Source organism: Mesorhizobium sp. M0016, from assembly GCF_040324035.1.
Classification (GTDB): Bacteria; Pseudomonadota; Alphaproteobacteria; order Rhizobiales; family Rhizobiaceae; genus Mesorhizobium.
Window position 1 is genome coordinate 110,535 of record NZ_JAMYVM010000012.1, and the last position, 17,198, is coordinate 127,732.

Here is a 17,198-nt window from a genome sequence, read left to right on the forward strand (position 1 = left end):
AAACCGTTACACACTTTTCCTGGGATCACCCTAGGCGCCGCCGGAACTAACTAGCCGCCGGCTTGTTGAAGGTCCAGTTCCACTGGCGGATTTCGACACTTTCGAACAGCCCGGCCTTGGCATAGGGGTCGGCAGCCGACAGCGCCTGCGCACCGGCGAGGTCGGGCGCTTCCACGACGACGAGGCTGCCATTGGGCTTGCCCTCGGCGTCCAGGAACGGGCCGGCAAAGGCCAGTTTGTTGTCGGCGTTCAGGCGTTCGAGAAAGGCGACGTGGACCGGCCGCGTATCGACCCGCACCTGCAGGCTGCCCGGCTTGTCCTTGCAAATCAACGCAAACAGCATGTTAAACTCCGGTTTGTTTGGGGATCAGAGGTCGGTTTCGGTTTTCAGGGGTCGCGTCATCAGCGCGGACACAGCCTGCCGAATGGTGATCGTGCCGTCCAGTATCGCCGACACCGCAGCGATGATCGGCGCGTCGATGTGGCGCTCGGTGGCGATGCGGGCGGCGATCGCCGCCGTCGGCACGCCTTCGGCGAGTGGCAGTCCCGACAAGGGCTTACCTTGCCCCAGCGCCAGCCCATAGGCGAAATTGCGCGACTGGGCGGAAGAGCAGGTGAGCAAAAGGTCGCCGAGGCCGGAAAGCCCCATCAGCGTCTCCGGCTTGGCGCCGAAGGACGCGCCGATGCGGCGCAGTTCGACGAAGCCGCGCGTCACCATGGCGGCCTGCGCGCTGGCGCCGAGCCCGGCGCCGGTGACGGCGCCAGCGGCAATGGCGAAGACATTCTTCAAAGCGCCGCCGATCTCGACGCCGATCAAATCGTCGCTGGAATAGCAGCGCAGATTCTGCGCCGAAAAGCGCGCGGCAAGCTCGGCCGCCAAGGCGTCGTCGGGGGCAGCAACCACGACAGCGGTCGGCAGACCCCTGGCCACATCGGCGGCAAAGCTCGGACCGGACAAGGCCGAAACCGGAGTTTCGGGCAGGATCTCACCAACGATCGCCGACAGCAGCGCGCCGGTGTCGCGCTCGATGCCCTTGGCGCAGAGAACGAGCGGGATGCCTTTCGGCATATGGGGCTTCGCCGTCGTCAGCATGGCGCGCAGCGCCTGCGCCGGCGCTACGGCCAGCGCGCAATCGGCATCAGTCAGGGCCGTGCCGATATCGCTGGTCGCCGCAATGCCTGCTTCAATGGCGATGCCGGGGAGATAACGCGGGTTCTCGCCGCGGCGGATCGCGGAAACCGTCTCTTCGTCGCGGGCGTAGAGCCGGACATCGTGACCGGCGCGCAGCATCGCCAGCGCCAGCGCCGTGCCCCAGGCGCCGCCGCCAAGCACGGCGACGCGCCAGCCGGTTCTGTCCCTGCCGCTTGTCTTGCTGGCGCTCATGCTTTCGCTCCGCGCCGGCCAGAGCCGACCATCGGGGCCGAAATGCTGTCCAGCGGCCAGCGCGAACGCGGCACGAAATCGAAGCCGTTCTCTTGCGACAGGCCTGCCCGCAACCGCTCGATGCCGGCCCAGGCGATCATCGCCGCATTGTCGGTGCACAGTTTGAGCGGCGGCGCGACAAAGACGAAGCCGGCCTCGGCGCACTGCTTCTGCAGCGTCTCCTTGATCGCTCTGTTGGCGGCGACGCCACCGGCAACGACCAGCGCCGGCTCGGCCTTGTCCGGGAATTCGTCGCGGAAGCGGGCCAGCGCGCGGGCCACGCGGTCGCCCAGCGCATCGGCTACCGCCGCCTGGAACGAGGCGCAGATGTCGGCGACATCCTGCTCACTCAGCGGCTGGATGGCGGTCGCCGCCTGGCGCACCGCGGTCTTGAGGCCGGAGAAGGAGAAATCGGGCTGCGCCGAGCCCTTCATCGGCCGCGGAAGGGCAAAGCGCGCCGCATCGCCCGACATTGCCGCCTTTTCGACGTTCGGGCCGCCGGGATAGGGCAGGCCGAGCATTTTGGCCGTCTTGTCGAAAGCTTCGCCGAGCGCGTCGTCGATGGTCGTCGCCCAGCGCTGGTAGTCGCCGACGCCGCGCACGGCGACGATCTGGGTGTGGCCGCCGGAAACCAGCAGCAGCAGATAGGGAAAGTCGAGCCCGTCGGTCAGCCTTGCGGTCAGTGCGTGGCCTTCCAGATGGTTGATGGCGATCAGCGGCTTGCCGGCGGCCGCTGCAATCGCCTTGGCCGTCATCAGGCCGACGATCAGCCCGCCGACCAGGCCGGGGCCGGCAGTAGCGGCAATGGCGTCGATGTCGGCCAGGGCTACGCCCGAATCCGCAAGAGCGGCCTCGACAATGCCGTCCAGCGCCTCGACATGGGCACGCGCGGCGATCTCCGGCACGACGCCGCCGAAGGCGGCGTGCTCCTCGATCTGGCTGAGCACGATGTTGGACGCAATCACCGGCACGGAATCGCCGTCCAGCGTCACCACGCTGGCGGCGGTCTCGTCGCAACTCGTCTCAATGCCCAGAACGCGGATCAATTCGTCGCTGTCTCCAGAGATTGTGTCGCCGGACTTTCCTAGTTAGTAGAGGCGGGCCTCGTTAGGGAGAGCGCCGGAAACGCAAAGCCAGCCGGGGGTTATCACGGACCGCGCGCCATGCAAACTTTGAAAATCGGAACACGCGGCAGCCCGCTGGCGCTCGCCCAGGCGCATGAAACGCAGGCGCGGCTGATGGCAGCGCACGGCATGCCGGCGGAAGCCTTCGAGGTCGTCATCATTTCGACCAGCGGCGACCGCATCCAGGACCGGCCGCTGTCGGAAGCCGGCGGCAAGGGCCTGTTCACCAAGGAGATCGAAGAGGCGCTGCTGGCCGGCACGATCGATATCGCCGTGCATTCCTCCAAGGACATGCCGACAGTGCTGCCGGACGGGCTGGAGCTGTCCGCCTTCCTGCCGCGCGAGGATGCGCGGGACGCCTTCATCGGCAAGGCGGTGAAGCGCATTATTGATTTGCCGCAAGGCGCCAAGGTCGGGTCGTCTTCGCTCAGGCGCCAGGCGCTGATCCGGCGCATGCGGCCGGACCTAGACGTGGTCATGTTCCGCGGCAATGTGCAGACCAGGCTGCGCAAGCTGGAGGAAGGCGTCGCCGAAGGCACGATCCTCGCTTTTGCCGGGCTGAAGCGGCTGGGGCTCGGCCAGGTCGTCACCGATCTGATGCCGCTCGATGCTTTTCCGCCGGCGCCGGGACAAGGCGCAATCGGCATCGAAACCCGCATCGGCGACAGCGAGGTCGAAAAGATGCTGGTGGCCATCCATGATGTGCCGACAGGCCAGGCGCTGGCCTGTGAGCGCGCCTTCCTGGCGGCGCTCGACGGCTCCTGCCGCACGCCGATCGCCGGCTATGCGACGATCTCGGGCGGCAGGCTGGTTTTCGCCGGGCTGATCATTTCGCCCGATGGCACGCAATCGCATGAGGTCAAGGCCGAAGGCTTGGCGCTGGATGCCGCTGACATCGGCACGGACGCGGCCAGGATGGTGCGGGTCAAAGCGGGCGAAACCTTCTTCGACGGCTGGGTCTGATATGCGTGTCCTGGTGACGCGGCCGCAACCCGGGGCGTCGCGAACCATGCGGCGGCTGCAGGAATTGGGATTTGAGCCGCTCCTTCTGCCGCTGACCGAAACGGTGACACTGCCGGTTGGCGCCGATGCTGCGAGCGACAATGCCGTGGCCGTCGCTGTGACCAGCGCCAATGCCGTGCGGCATGCGCCGAAAGAACTCATTCGTGCGCTCGCCGCCTTGCCTTGCCATGCCGTCGGACGCAGGACGGCTGAAGCGGCACGTTGGGCAGGGTTCTTGTCGGTCAGCGAAGGGGCGGGCGACGCCGAGCGGCTGGCCGAGGCGATTGCTGCCGGCCTTTCCGGCAAGGCGGTCGTCTATCTCACAGGGCGCGTGCGGTTTCCGGCCTTCGAGGCGCCGCTGCGAAAGGCCGGCGTCGAGGTCCGCACCGTCGAAACCTACGACACGATTTCGCTCGATTATTCCGATGATGAAATCCGTGCACGCCTGTCCCATCAGGCGGTCGACGCGATGCTGCTCTATTCAGCCAAGGCGGCGGCAGCGTTGCAGGCCTTGACCGACCGGGCGGGGCTGCGCGATCTCTTTGAAAACATGCAGGTTTTTGCGCTCTCCGAGCGCGTGGCAGCGGCGTTTGACAATGCCGCCGGCAAAAAAATACGCATTGCGCGGGAACCGCAGGAGGAGGCGCTGCTTGAGCTGTTGCACCGCGGCGACTGAGCCCCGTGTCATCACGCCGCCCCTTTTCACCTGATGATGATGTGCTAGACCATTTTTCAAACCATCACGCGCCGTCGGGCGCCCAGACGAAGCAGGATTGCGGAGCCCAGGCATGGTCAAGACGCCGAAGATGCGACATTCGAAAAGCCACCGCGAGCCGGTGACCATCGAACTCGAACCCGGCGCTGTCTCGCGCATTGCCGATGCGGATGCCGCCAAGACGGATGTCGCGAACTCGGACGACGTCGAGGCCCCGGCAGGGTCGGTTGCGGCTGAGGATGCGGCTGCCATGGCCAATGCGCAGCCGGAGACGCCTGACGAGCCCGTTCATGCCGATCAAGCCGATCTCGAGCCGTGGGAGCACTCCGACGCCGCGGCGCAGGCCGCTCCCGAAAGCGCCGATGCGAAGGCGTCCACCCAGGCGGAGCAGCCTTACCCCACCGCTTCGGATGCGCCACCGCGCGCCAGAACCTCCGACTACAGTTTCGAGGATGCCTCGCCCAAGCCGGGTGCACCCAAGGAAACCCCAAGGACAGCCGGGAACCAGCCCATGGCCGCGCAACCGAAGCGCACGAACGGCATTGCCGCCGGCATCATCGGCGGTGTCATCGCGCTGGCTGCCGCCGGGGGGCTGCAGTTTGCCGGCGTGCTTGGCGCTCCGGGCTCAGGGGCGGGCACGGTCTCGCTCGACGGCGTCAATGGCGAGATCGCTTCGCTGAAGCGCGAAATCGCCGACCTCAGGGAAGCCAGCGGCAATGGCGCCGCAACGGCCAAGGTCGACGGGCTGTCTTCGGCGCTGGATCAGGTCAAGGCCGATGTCGCATCGCTGAAATCGGCGGTCGAAAAGGGCGGCGCCGGCGACAATGCCGGGCTTGCAGCGCTTGGCGACAAGGTCAAGCAGATAGAGACGGCGGTCGCCGCCCTTGGCCAGGCCGGTGGTGCAGCGCCCGTCGATCTCGCGCCGCTCAATGAAAGACTGGCGGGCCTCGACGCACTGGTGAAATCGGCCGGTGAGGCAGCCAAGACGCAGGAAGGCAAGATCGCCGCGCTGGAGCAGTCGGTGACGCAGCTCGCCGGCAAGGTCGATGCGCAGGCCTCGCAGCCAAAGATCGCGATGGCCATCGCCGCTTCGGCCTTGAAGGCGGCGCTTGACCGCGGCGCGCCGTTCGCCGCCGAGTTGGAGACCTTCGCGGCGATCTCGCCCGATGCACCGCAGATTGCAGCGCTGCGCCCCTACGCTGAAAAGGGCGTCCCGACCCGCACCGAGATCGCCGGCGAGGCCGACGCCGCGGCCAATGCGATGGTCGCGGCGGCGACGCCGGTCGATGAAAATGCCGGCTTCTTCCAGAACCTTTTGTCGAGCGCCGAATCGCTGGTCAAGGTCCGGCCGATCGGCGCCGTCGAAGGCGCCGGCGCGCCGGAAACCGTGGCGCGCATCGAAGTGGCGGTCAATCAGGGCGACTACGCCAATGCGCTCAGCGAATACGCAACGCTGCCGGATGCGGTCAAGGCTGCCGGCGCCGACTTTGCCGGCAAACTGAAGGCGCGCATCGACGTCGAGACGCAGGTCGACGCGCTGATTGCAGGTGCGATGAAGGCATGAGGACGACACGATGATCCGCATTCTCATCTTTCTCGCCGCCGTCTTCGCGCTCGGCCTCGGCTTTGCCTGGCTGGCCGATCGTCCCGGCGAGATGGTCGTCACCTTCAACGGTTACCAATACCAGGTCAGCCTGATGGTGGCGGCGGTGGCGATCGTTGCCGTCGTCGCCGCGGTGATGATCGTCTGGTGGCTGATCAAGTCGCTGTGGAACAGCCCGTACACGATCTCGCGCTATTTCCGCGTCCGCCGCCGCGACCGCGGCTACCAGGCGCTGTCGACCGGCATGATCGCAGCCGGCGCCGGCGATGGCGCGCTGGCCCGCAAGAAGACCAAGGAAGCCGCCAAGCTGATCCGCTCCGACCAGGAGCCGCTGATCCAGTTGCTCGAAGCGCAAGCCTCGCTGCTCGAAGGCGACCATGGGGGCGCGCGCGAAAAATTCGAAGCCATGCTCGACGACCCCGAAATGCGGCTGCTTGGCCTGCGCGGGCTCTATCTCGAAGCTGAACGGCTCGGCGACCGCAACGCCGCGCGTCACTATGCCGGGCGCGCCGCTTCCGTCGCGCCGCAACTGGCTTGGGCCGCCGAATCGACGCTGGAGGATCTGACCGGGCGCGGCGACTGGGACGGCGCGCTGAAGCTGGTGGAGGCGCAGAAGTCGACCAGGCAGATCGAACGCGACGCCGCCAATCGCCGCCGCGCTGTGCTGTTGACCGCCAAGGCGCAGGCGCTGACAGATAGCGACCCCAATGCAGCCAAGACAGCGGCACTCGAGGCAAACAAGCTCGCGCCCGATTTCGCACCGGCCGCGGTTGCAGCCGCCAATCTTCTGTTCAAACAGAACGATGTGCGCAAAGGCTCGAAGATCCTTGAGGCAGCCTGGAAGGCGGAGCCGCATCCCGAGATCGCCGAGCTCTACACCCATGCAAGGCCGGGAGATGCCGTGGTCGATCGTCTCAACCGGGCGAAGAAGCTGCAGGAGCTGAAGCGCAACAATGCCGAATCGTCGATGACGGTGGCGCGCGCCGCGCTCGATGCGCAGGATTTTTCCACCGCCCGCCGCGAGGCGGAAGCCGCGATCCGCATGGATCGCCGGGAAGGCGCTTACCTGCTGCTGGCCGATATCGAGGAGGCAGAGACCGGCGACCAGGGCAAGATCAGGCAATTGCTGTCCAAGGCGGTCAGGGCGCCGCGCGATCCGGCCTGGGTCGCCGACGGCGTCGTCTCCGAACGCTGGGCGCCGGTATCGCCGGTCAGCGGCAAGCTCGACGCTTTCGCCTGGCGCGCACCGATGGAGCGGCTGGGCCAGCTCATCGACAGCCATGAAGACGAAGCCGATGTGCCGGTGCTTGCGGCACCCGCCAAGCCGACAAAGGAAGCCGAAGTGATCGATCATCCCGCCGTTGCCAGGAGCAGCGAGGCGCCGACCGAGTCGAAGCCCGCTGTGGGCGATGAGCAGGTCACACCGGTCACTTCCGCCGCTTTCGCCGCAATACCGCCCGATGCCGAACCCGTCGAACCTGCCGAGGAACTGGCTCGGCTGCCCGACGACCCTGGCGTCGACCCCGACGACGAAGCGGAGAAGTCACCGCGCCGCTTCCGCCTGTTTTGATCCCTGAAGCATGATCCCAAAAAGTGGATAGCGGTTTTGGAAAAGATCATGCTCCAATAAAGTGAAGTGAGCACCATGTTCGAACGCGTCCTGGCCTTTCTGAAAGACCTGCCCTCCGGGGCTGGGGCTCGCGCCAATGCGGACGATCCGCGCGTTGCGGCGTCGGCTTTGCTCTATCATGTGATGAATGCCGACGGCGTGCGCCAGGATGTCGAGTGGGAGCGGTTCAAGCAGGTGCTGGCGCAGAGCTATTCGATCAGCGGCGACGAGCTCGATGCACTGGCTGCCGCCGGCGAGCGCGCCGACAATGAGGCGATCGACCTCTATGCCTTCACCAGCGTCTTGAAGCGCCATCTCGACGCCGAGGCGCGCAAGGCTTTCATCGGCCTGATGTGGGAAATCGTCTATGCCGACGGCGAACTGCATGAACTGGAGGACAACACCGTCTGGCGCGTCGCCGAGCTAATCGGCGTCGAGCGCCAGGATCGCGTCGAGGCGCGCCGCAAGGCGGCGGCCGCCGCGCCCGGCGCCAGCGGAACGTCGAGCGACGAATAGGATTCCGCCTTTCCATGCCGCCCAGACCGAGCTCGAAACCAAAAATCCTGATCGTGCTGCATCAGGAGACTTCGAGCCCCGGCCGGGTTGGCCACATGCTGCTCGAGGAAGGTTTCGACCTCGACATCCGCCGGCCGCCTCTCGGCGACAGCCTGCCGGAGACGCTGGAGGGACACGCCGGCGCCGTGGTGTTCGGCGGGCCGATGAGCGCCAATGACGAAGATGAGTTCGTCCGCCGCGAGACCAACTGGCTCAATGTTCCGCTAAAGGAGAACCGGCCCTTCCTCGGCATCTGCCTTGGCGCGCAGATGCTGGCCAATCATCTCGGCGGCAAGGTCGAGGGGCATGGCGAGGGGCTGGTCGAGATCGGCTGGTATCCGCTGAAGCCGACCGAAGCCGGCAAAAAGCTGCTGCCCTGGCCCGACATGGTTTACCAGTTTCACCGCGAAGGCTTTTCGCTGCCCAGGGATGCGACGCTGCTGGCCACGGCGGAAACCTACCCCAACCAGGCTTTTCGCTATGGCGACAATGCCTGGGGCATCCAGTTCCATGGCGAACTGACCCAGTTGATGATGCAGCGCTGGGTGGTGCGCGGCGCACACCGTTTCGAATTGCCCGGCGCGCAGCCCGGCCGCGACCATCTCGGCGGCCGGCTGATCTGGGATATGCACCTCAAGCGCTGGCTGAGCGAGTTTTTGAGCCTGATCTTCGGCAAGCCTACTGAGGGATAGAGCAAATCCAACTACTCTGAACGGCCGAGCTTGCCCAAAGACGACTTACCTCTGGGAGGCGTGTACGATGGATCCGGGACCTTAGCCCGTTCCCGCAGATTTGGATTGCGCCCCAAACACTCCGATGGATCGAAAAACTCCGTGGCGCATTTAAGCTTCGGCTAATAACGGCCCCAGGAGAGAACCAATGAAGAAGACGCTGCTCATTTTAAGCCTACTCATTCCGCTCGCGGCATGCTCCCGCACCGAACAAGGCGCTGCCGTCGGTGGTTTGGGTGGCGCAGCTGTAGGCGCAGCAGTGGCCGGCGACCCGATAAAAGGGGCGGTTGTTGGCGGGGCGGTCGGAGCGCTGGCCGGGGCGGTCATCGGGCACGCCAGCGAAGCCGGCCAGTGCAGATATCGCGGTCGGAACGGTCGAGTTTACGTTGCTCAGTGCCCGGACGGCTACTGATCTCAAAGGCGCGTGATCTCTTTCGATCACGCGCCTGCTCGGGGTAGGATAACTGAATGGCATATAACAGCAAAAGACTGCTGGCTTTCTGGTTCGCCGTTGTCAGCGCTGTCGCGATAAACGCCGAACTTTCGACCGCGGCCTTGGCCGCACCTGTAGAAGCGAAGACGATTGCCGATCACTTCTCATCGGTAAAGTCCATGTCCGGGGACTTTGTCCAGTCGGGCCCAAGAGCGGAAAGGACCAAAGGGAAATTTTTCCTCCAGCGGCCGGGCAAGATCCGGTTCAACTATGCAGGCCAATCAGGGGTCAGCGTAATTGCAGATGGAAAATCCTTGGTGGTCTATAACAAGAAGCTCAAGACATCGCGGCTTTATGCTCTCTCGAAGACGCCGCTCAAGCTGCTCCTCGACAATCAGGTCAACTTTTCCGGCAATCGCCTCAAAAGTATCAGGGACGATGGCGCCCAGGTGATCATCAGGCTGGCCGACAAGTCGGCCTTCGGCAATTCGAATATCACTATGGTGTTTGACAGGGAATCGCTCGATCTACGCAGATGGACCCTGACTGACGAGAGGGGCCTTACCTCGACAGTCACCATATCCAACGTGAAGCAGGGCGTTCGCGCTCCTGCGGGCACCTTCACTATCAACTATGCTGCAAACCGTGAATTCAACACCAAAACGAAATAGTCGGCAGCGCCACGAACTGCCCGTGTAACACTACTCGGCGGCCGTCTCGGACGGCACCTCTGCCGGTGCCGAAGACTCGGCCTCGGCATGCGGCTTGCGCCGTGAGAACAGCGACCTGAGCGTGACGTAGAACACCGGCGTCAGGAACAGGCCGACGAAAGTGACGCCCAGCATGCCGGAGAACACCGCGGTGCCGAGCGACTGGCGCATTTCCGCGCCCGGGCCCGTCGCGATCATCAGCGGCACGACGCCGAGGATGAACGAGAAGGCGGTCATCAGGATCGGCCGCAGCCTGAGCCGGCAGGCTTCGACGGCAGCCTCGGCTGCCGACAGGCCGCGTTCCTGGGCCTGCCGCGCGAACTCGACGATCAGGATCGCGTTCTTGGCGGCAAGCCCGATCAGCACGATGAGGCCGATCTGCACGAGGATGTTGTTGTCCAGCCCTCGGAACGACACGCCGAGCAACGCTGCGAGCACGCCGAGCGGCACCACCAGCACGATGGCGAACGGCAGCACCCAGCTTTCATATTGCGCCGCCAGCGCCAGGAACACGAACAGCACCGACAGTCCGAAGATATAGACAGCGGCATTGCCGGTGTTGCGCTCCTGATAGGCGAGTTCGGTCCATTCGTAGGAGGTACCGGCCGGCAACGTCTGTGCCGTGATCGCTTCCATCTTGGCAAGCGCATCGCCGGTGGAAACACCGGGCGCGGCGTTGCCCTGCAGCGGCACGGAGACGTACATGTTGTAGCGCTGGACCAGCGCCGGGCCGGTGACGTCGCGGATCTCGATCAACGTGCCCAGCGGAACCAGCGCGCCGGTCGCCGAGCGCACCTTCAGTTTCAAGATGTCGGCGCGATCGAGGCGGAACGCCTGGTCGGCCTGCGCGCGCACCTGGTAGACGCGCCCGAAAGCGTTGAAGTCGTTGACGTAGGCGGTGCCCAGATTGATCGACAGCGTCTCGAAGATGTTGGGGATCGGCACGTTCAGGATGCGCGCCTTGTCGCGATCGATCGCCAGGAAGAATTGCGGGCTGGACGCGGAGAAGGTGGTGAACACGCCGGTCAGCCCCGCCGTCTTGTTGGCCTTGCCGGCAATTTCATAGGCAAGCGCCAGGATCTGCCGCATGTCGGCGCTGTTGCGCTCCTGGATCTGCAGCTTGAAGCCGCCGGCATTGCCGACGCCGCGGATCGGCGGCGGCGGCAGTGCGATAATGAAGGCTTCCTTGATGCTTTGCAGGCTGCCGAACAAATTGCCGATGACCTGGGTCGCGGACTGGCCGGCTTCCAGTCGCTCGTCAAACGGCTTGAACCTGGCGAAGATCACGCCCGCGTTGCTGGCATTGGTAAAGGTGGCACCGGAGAAGCCGGCGAAGGCGACCGCGTAGTCGACGCCCGGCGTTTTCTGGATGATCTGCGACGCCTGCTGGATGACGGCATCGGTCCGCGATAGCGAGGCGCCGTCCGGCAACTGGACGACGACGATCGCATAGCCCTGGTCGAGCGACGGAATGAAACCGCGCGGCACCGTCTGAACCATATAGACCGTGGCGTAGATGAGGGCCGCGAAAACGGCCAGCGTGGCGGCGATCGCTATCCGCGAGCCGACCAACACGCGCACGATGCTCGAATACCAATGGGCGACCTTGTCGAAGCCGCGATTGAAGCCGTCGGCGAGCGCCCGTCCGAACCGCGCCAGGAAAAAGCGCGGCGGCGCCGCAGCAGTGTGGTGCGGCTTGAACAGCAGCGCGGCCAAGGCCGGCGAGAGCGTCAGCGAATTGAATGCCGAGATCGCCGTCGACACCGCGATGGTGATCGCAAACTGCAGGTAGAACTGCCCGGAAATGCCGGGAATGAAGGCTGTCGGCACGAACACGGCTATCAGCACCAGCGAGATCGCGATGACCGCCGTTCCGACTTCGTCCATGGTCAGATGCGACGCCGGATTGGGCGCCAGCCCGCTGGCGATATTGCGCTCGACGTTCTCGACCACGACGATCGCATCGTCGACGACGATGCCGATGGCCAGCACGAGGCCGAACAGCGTCAGCATGTTGAGGGAGAAGCCGGCGGCGTAAAGCACCGCCAGCGTGCCGATCAGCGACACGGGGATCGCCACGATCGGCACGATCGCCATGCGCCACGATTGCAGGAAGACGATGATGACGATGATGACCAGAACCATCGCCTCGAGGATCGTCTTGTAGACCTCCTGGATCGACTCGGCGACGAACTCGGTCGGATTGTAGACGATGTCGTAGCTCAATCCCTTCGGGAAGTCCTGGGAAAGCTCCTTCATCTTGTCCTGGATCTCCGCGGCTGCGGCGAGCGCATTGGTGCCTGGCCGCTGGAAGATGGCGAGCGCCACCGCCGGTTTGCCGTTGAGATAGGAGTTGGTGACGTAATCCTTGGCGCCGAGCTCGATGCGCGCCACGTCCTGCAGCTGGATCAGGCGGCCGTCTTCGGCCGATTTGACGATCACGTATCGGAAGTCCCGTGCGTCGTTGAAGCGGCCTTGCGTGGTGACCGTGTACTGGAACGCCGTGCCGGTATTGGTCGGCGGCGCGCCGATGGAGCCGCCTGACACCTGGACGTTCTGGTCGCGCAGCGCCTGCACCACATCGCCCGAGGTCATCCCCAGGGCGGACAGTTTTTCCGGATCGAGCCAGATGCGCAGCGAATATTCGCGTTCGCCAAAGATGATGAGGTCGCCGACGCCGTCCAACCTGAGCAGTATGTCGCGCACCCGCGAGCGGGCGTAGTTCGAGACGTAGAGCTGGTCGTAGGTATTGTCGGGCGACAGCATGTGCACGACCATCATCAGGTCGGGCGAGCTCTTGATGGTGGTGATGCCGAGGCGGCGGACTTCTTCGGGCAGGCGCGGCTCGGCGACCGACACGCGGTTCTGTACCAGCACCTGCGCCTGGTCGAGATCGGTGCCTAGCTTGAAGGTGATGGTCAGCGCCATCGCCCCGTCGCCCGACGAATAGGACGACATGTAAAGCATGCCCTCGACGCCGTTGATCTCCTGCTCGATCGGCGTTGCCACCGTCGCTGCCACTGTCTCGGCGTCGGCGCCCGGGTACTGGGCGCGAACGACGATGGTCGGCGGCGCGATCTCGGGATATTGCGCGATCGGCAGCTGGGTATAGGCAATCCCGCCGAGGATCAGCAGGACGATCGAAACCACCGATGCGAAGATCGGACGGTCGACGAAGAAATGGGCGAACCTCATTGCTGCAACCCGGCGGTCTCGACCTTGGGCGGCAACGTCACCATCTCGACTTTCACCTTGGTGCCGGGCCTGGCGTGCATCAGCCCGTTGACGATGATCGTCTCGTCGCCGGTCAGGCCCGCGCGGATCACCCGGTAGCCGTCGAGAAGCGGGCCGGTGCGCACGGGCTTCGCCGACACCATCCCGGCCTCATCCACCAGGTACACGATGCGGCGATCCTGATCGGCGCCGACCGCCTCGTCGGGCACCAGGACGCCGCTATGCGGCAGCGACCCCGGCACGTTGATGCGCCCGAACATGCCTGGCTGGAGAACGCCGTCGGCGTTGGCAAACCTTGCACGCACCCGCATGGTGCCGGTCGCGTTGTCGATCCGGTTCTCGGCAAAATCGAGCTTGCCCTTGAATACCGCCTCCGCGCGGTCGGCGACGCGAACCACCACCTCGAGCCCGCCGGCGCCTTCCTGCATGCTGCCGCCGCGCTCCTTCGCGTCGCGGGCGTAGCTGAAATACAGGCGCTCATCGACGTCGAAATAGAAGTCGATCGGATCGCGCGTGACGATAGTCGTCAGCAAGGTGGAATCCGGCTGCACGAGGTTGCCGACCGACACCAGCCGGCGGTCGATGCGGCCGGACAAGGGCGCCTTGATCTCGGTGAACTCCAGGTTCAGGTTGGCCGTCGTCAGCGCAGCCGTCGCGCCTTGCATCTGCGCCTGCGCCGAAAGGTATTCCCGCCGACGGTCGTCGACCGTCGCGGCCGAGATATTGCCGGTCTTGGCGAGTTCATCGGCGCGATCCAACTGCATCTTGGAGAATTCGAGCAGGGACTTGGCGACGTCTACTTGCGACTTGGCGGCATCGTAGGCCGCCTGGTACGGACGCTGGTCGATGGTGAAGAGCAGGTCGCCCTTGTTGACCAGTGCGCCGTCCTGGAAGCTGATGTTGTCCAGATAGCCGCTGACGCGCGAACGGATGGCGACCTCGTCGACGGCTTCGAAGCGCCCGACGAACTCGTCGTCTTCGACGATTTCACGCACCACCGGCTTGGCCGCCGTCACCACCGGCAGTTGCTGGTCCTGCGCAAACGCGTTGCTGCTGAAAGCCATGCCGAGCAGGAATGCCACTGGGACGGCGGAGCGGGCCAGCCAGCCGACCGATCGGCTGGGTCGCCCGCTTGCGTCGCGATGCGATTGCCGATTCCCTGAAGTGTCCATTTGCGTCCCCGCTAGCTGGACCCGGAGGTCGGGTGGTTCTCTTCTATATTTAAGGTTTCTCGTCGAGACCAGAGCACTGCAGTATTGTGCATGGCAACATAATCATTTTCCATATGGACTGAAATGTCCACCCTGTGGCTGCCCCGCCATCTGGCTAGTTCGCCCAGAACCGGCCCATCCGCTTCCGGCCCATCTCAGCCGTCATCGGCGCAAGCTGATTTGGACCGAGCGCCGGATCCTGCGGCTTACTCGATCAGTTGCGGCTGTTGAGATGCCGCACCCTTCGCAGTTGCGGAAACAGCACCGCCCACAGTCCGGCGACGGCAATCGCACCGACGCCGCCGATCACCACCGCCGGCACGGTGCCGATCAGCGCCGCCATGGTGCCGGCGCGGAACTCGCCGACTTCGTTGGAGGCGCCGACGAAGACCTGGTTGACGGCGTTGACGCGGCCGCGCACCTCGTCGGGTGTCCACAGCTGGATCAGCGTCTCCCTGATATAGACGCTGAACATGTCGGTGGCGCCGAGGCCGGCAAGGGCCAGGATCGACAGCCAGGTGATGGTCGAGACGCCGAACAGCACGGTGAAGGCGCCGAACCCGGCGACGAAGCCGAGCATGATCTTGCCGGCACTGTCGCGCAGCGGATGCCCGGCAAGCCAGACCGCGACACAGATGGCGCCGATGCCGGGCGCCGAGCGCAGCAGGCCGAGGCCCCACGGGCCGAGTTCCAGAATATCGCGGGCATAGACCGGCAGCAGCGCCGAGGCACCGGACAGAAGCACGGCGAAGAGGTCGAGCGAGATGGCGCCCAGGACGATCTTCTCGCTCCAGATGTATCGGAAGCCGGCAAACAGCGTCTCCATCGTCGGCTTGTCGGTGGCGCTCTGCTGGGCCGGTTTCGGAATGGTGAAGATCAGCAGACCGGCCACCAGCATCAGCACGGAGGCAACGGCGTAAGCGGCTTCGGCCGAGACGCCATAGAGCAGGCCGCCGGCGACCGGGCCGACAATGGTCGCCGTTTGCCAGGCGGACGAGTTCCAGGCGATCGCATTGCCGAAATCTTCCGGCGGAACAAGGTTGGCGAACAGCGACGACGAGGCCGGCCCATAAAAAGCGCGCGCCAGGCCGAACATAGCCAGCACGATGAAGATCGGCAGCGGGCTGACGAGACCGCGCAGCGTGAAGTACAACAGGACAAGCGCACAACCTGCCTCGACTACCGTCGCCAGCGCCATGATCAGGCGGCGGCCGAAACGGTCGGCGACAACGCCGGTGACCAGCACCAGCAGCAGCGACGGCAGGAACTGGACGATGCCGACAATGCCGAGATCGAAGGGATCGCGCGTCAGATCATAGATCTGCCAGCCGACGGCGACGGACACGATCATGGTGGCGAAGGTGGTCAGGAAACGCGCCGCCCAATAGCTCAGGAAGGAGCGATGGCGGAAGGCGGCGTAACGCCGGTCAGGCGGTGTATGGGAATGGGATGTCATGGATACAGGCCCCGTTGCTTGCATTGGCCGGCGGGGCACTTCCCGGAAATGGGCGCTGTTCCGGCCAATGAAACTTATCAAAGTTCGGGGCGCGTATGCGTGAAAATCGGGCCTGGATCAAGTGGTTTTCCAGCCGCTCGCCCGATTGCACGCGGACGTTACTGCCTCAGCGCGGCGGTGATGGCGTCGAGGCCGCCCTGTAATTCCGCCTCTTTCGGCCAGCCGAAACCGACGCGGAAGAAGCGCTTGGGCATATCGAACCAGTGGCCGGGACCGACATAGGTGCCGTGGTTTTCCAAGAGATTGACGTAGAAACGGTCGAGGTCGAAGTCTGGACTGACATTGAGCCTTGGAAATCCGACGACGCCGCCTTGTGGCCGCACCCAGTCGACCAGCGGCTCGCGGTCGATCCAGTCTTGCACGATGTCGCGGCGTTTCGCCATCTCGGGCAGCAGCGCGCCCAAGAAAGCGTCGCGGCGCCCCAGCATGCCGCGCGCAATGCCTTCGTCGATGACGCTGCCGCAAATGCCGATCTGCTCCTTGGCGGCGAGGAAGCGCTCCTGCAGTTCGGCATCGCTGGTGATCAGCCAGCCAATGCGGATGCCGGGAATGCCGAAGGCTTTCGACAGCGACGAGACGCTGATCGCTTTGGGGCTGAGAGAAGCCGCCGCCGGCAGGCGCTGTCCATAGGAGAGGTCGCGATAGGTCTCGTCGACCAGCAGATGGCAGCCGCTCGCTTCGGCCAGCGCAATCAGCGCGTCGAGATCGGCCCGGCCCATCATCGTGCCGGTCGGGTTGTGCGGGCAGGTGACGCTGATCAGCTTGGTGTTCGGTTGCATGCTGGCGGCGACGCGGCCGAAATCGATGGCAAAGCCTGCGTCGAAATCGAGATCGACATAGGAGATGGCGCAGCCGATCGCCTTGGGGGTCTCGATGTTGGTGGCGTAGTTCGGCCGGACGACGACAAGATGGTCGCGCTCCGACAGAAGCGAGGTCGAAATGATGAAGAGCGCGCCCGCCGCACCGGCGGTCACCAGAACATCGTCAGCGGAGATGCCTTTGTCTTGCGCCGCGATCAGCGCCCGCAACTCCTTGTCGCCGCGATGCTCGCCGTAGAACAGCGTGAGATCCGGCAGCGACAGGCCGACGTCGGAGAGTTTCTGATCGGCGATCGAGCTTTCGGAGAGATTGAACCGAATGCGATCGTAGCCGTATTCCTCCGGCGCCTCTTTCTCGATCACCATTCTGGCGTAGTTCATCGCTGCTCCCCCAAAGCAATCTCTGTGGTGTATCCAAGCCACAAAAGCACGAAGCCTGCCAAGGCTCATTCGCCGGCAGGCTTCTGTTCCAGTCGTCCAAACGATTGGCTCAGGGCCGAGGCGCTGATCCCAC

The 17,198-nt window shown here is 64.8% G+C and carries 15 protein-coding genes; 8 read left to right on the forward strand and 7 right to left on the reverse strand.

Features of this window, described 5'->3' with window-relative positions; all coding sequences use genetic code 11:
- Positions 1-46 precede the first annotated feature (46 nt).
- From NKJ88_RS18660 to tsaD, 3 genes are read right to left on the reverse strand one after another with little or no spacing between them, the layout of a single operon-like run.
- Entirely contained in the window at positions 47-343 is a 297-nt protein-coding gene (locus NKJ88_RS18660) for a YciI-like protein (RefSeq protein ID WP_023687732.1), read from the reverse strand.
- Between the two features lie 24 nt (positions 344-367).
- Complete coding sequence (locus NKJ88_RS18665) at positions 368-1,384, reverse strand: NAD(P)H-dependent glycerol-3-phosphate dehydrogenase (RefSeq protein ID WP_352445007.1); 1,017 nt, start codon at positions 1,382-1,384, stop codon at positions 368-370.
- A complete protein-coding gene (tsaD, locus tag NKJ88_RS18670) occupies positions 1,381-2,466 on the reverse strand; it encodes a tRNA (adenosine(37)-N6)-threonylcarbamoyltransferase complex transferase subunit TsaD (protein WP_196813611.1) in 1,086 nt (361 codons plus the stop codon). Before tsaD ends, NKJ88_RS18665 begins: the two co-directional genes overlap by 4 nt.
- A 120-nt stretch (positions 2,467-2,586) precedes the next feature.
- Here tsaD and hemC point away from each other — a divergent pair, with 120 nt between their 5' ends.
- From hemC to NKJ88_RS18710, 8 genes are all read left to right on the forward strand, one after another.
- A complete protein-coding gene (hemC, locus tag NKJ88_RS18675) occupies positions 2,587-3,510 on the forward strand; it encodes a hydroxymethylbilane synthase (protein WP_023824345.1) in 924 nt (307 codons plus the stop codon).
- A gap of 1 nt (position 3,511) precedes the next feature.
- Positions 3,512-4,225: a uroporphyrinogen-III synthase gene (locus NKJ88_RS18680; protein WP_023824344.1), complete on the forward strand. Its 714-nt coding sequence runs from the start codon at positions 3,512-3,514 to the stop codon at positions 4,223-4,225.
- A gap of 112 nt (positions 4,226-4,337) precedes the next feature.
- Positions 4,338-5,828 carry a COG4223 family protein gene (locus NKJ88_RS18685; protein WP_023824343.1) on the forward strand — a complete coding sequence of 497 codons (1,491 nt, stop codon included), beginning with the start codon at positions 4,338-4,340 and terminating at the stop codon, positions 5,826-5,828.
- Between the two features lie 10 nt (positions 5,829-5,838).
- Positions 5,839-7,437: a heme biosynthesis protein HemY gene (locus tag NKJ88_RS18690; RefSeq protein WP_023828723.1), complete on the forward strand. Its 1,599-nt coding sequence runs from the start codon at positions 5,839-5,841 to the stop codon at positions 7,435-7,437.
- 75 nt (positions 7,438-7,512) lie between these two features.
- Positions 7,513-7,992, forward strand: a complete 480-nt coding sequence (locus tag NKJ88_RS18695; protein ID WP_023702389.1) for a tellurite resistance TerB family protein — start codon at positions 7,513-7,515, stop codon at positions 7,990-7,992.
- A gap of 14 nt (positions 7,993-8,006) precedes the next feature.
- The gene (locus NKJ88_RS18700) at positions 8,007-8,723 is read left to right on the forward strand and encodes a glutamine amidotransferase (protein WP_286487908.1); all 717 of its coding nucleotides are present in this window, start codon (positions 8,007-8,009) and stop codon (positions 8,721-8,723) included.
- 187 nt (positions 8,724-8,910) lie between these two features.
- Positions 8,911-9,174 (forward strand): YMGG-like glycine zipper-containing protein, encoded by a 264-nt coding sequence (locus NKJ88_RS18705; protein ID WP_352445010.1) that lies wholly within the window; start codon positions 8,911-8,913, stop codon positions 9,172-9,174.
- Positions 9,175-9,230: 56 nt separating this feature from the next.
- Positions 9,231-9,866, forward strand: coding sequence for a LolA family protein (locus NKJ88_RS18710; RefSeq protein WP_023828722.1), 636 nt, complete (start codon positions 9,231-9,233; stop codon positions 9,864-9,866).
- Positions 9,867-9,896: 30 nt separating this feature from the next.
- Here the strand turns inward: NKJ88_RS18710 and NKJ88_RS18715 are convergent, their stop codons facing one another.
- The 4 genes from NKJ88_RS18715 to NKJ88_RS18730 all read right to left on the reverse strand — a co-directional run bounded on the left by NKJ88_RS18715 (position 9,897) and on the right by NKJ88_RS18730 (position 17,065).
- A complete protein-coding gene (locus NKJ88_RS18715; protein ID WP_023745388.1) occupies positions 9,897-13,100 on the reverse strand; it encodes an efflux RND transporter permease subunit in 3,204 nt (1,067 codons plus the stop codon).
- Positions 13,097-14,203, reverse strand: a complete 1,107-nt coding sequence (locus NKJ88_RS18720) for an efflux RND transporter periplasmic adaptor subunit (protein ID WP_050589163.1) — start codon at positions 14,201-14,203, stop codon at positions 13,097-13,099. The genes NKJ88_RS18715 and NKJ88_RS18720 overlap by 4 nt, the downstream gene beginning before the upstream one ends.
- A 361-nt stretch (positions 14,204-14,564) precedes the next feature.
- Entirely contained in the window at positions 14,565-15,806 is a 1,242-nt protein-coding gene (locus tag NKJ88_RS18725) for an MFS transporter (RefSeq protein WP_023670472.1), read from the reverse strand.
- A gap of 158 nt (positions 15,807-15,964) precedes the next feature.
- Positions 15,965-17,065, reverse strand: a complete 1,101-nt coding sequence (locus NKJ88_RS18730; protein WP_023736801.1) for an aminotransferase class I/II-fold pyridoxal phosphate-dependent enzyme — start codon at positions 17,063-17,065, stop codon at positions 15,965-15,967.
- Positions 17,066-17,198 lie beyond the last annotated feature (133 nt).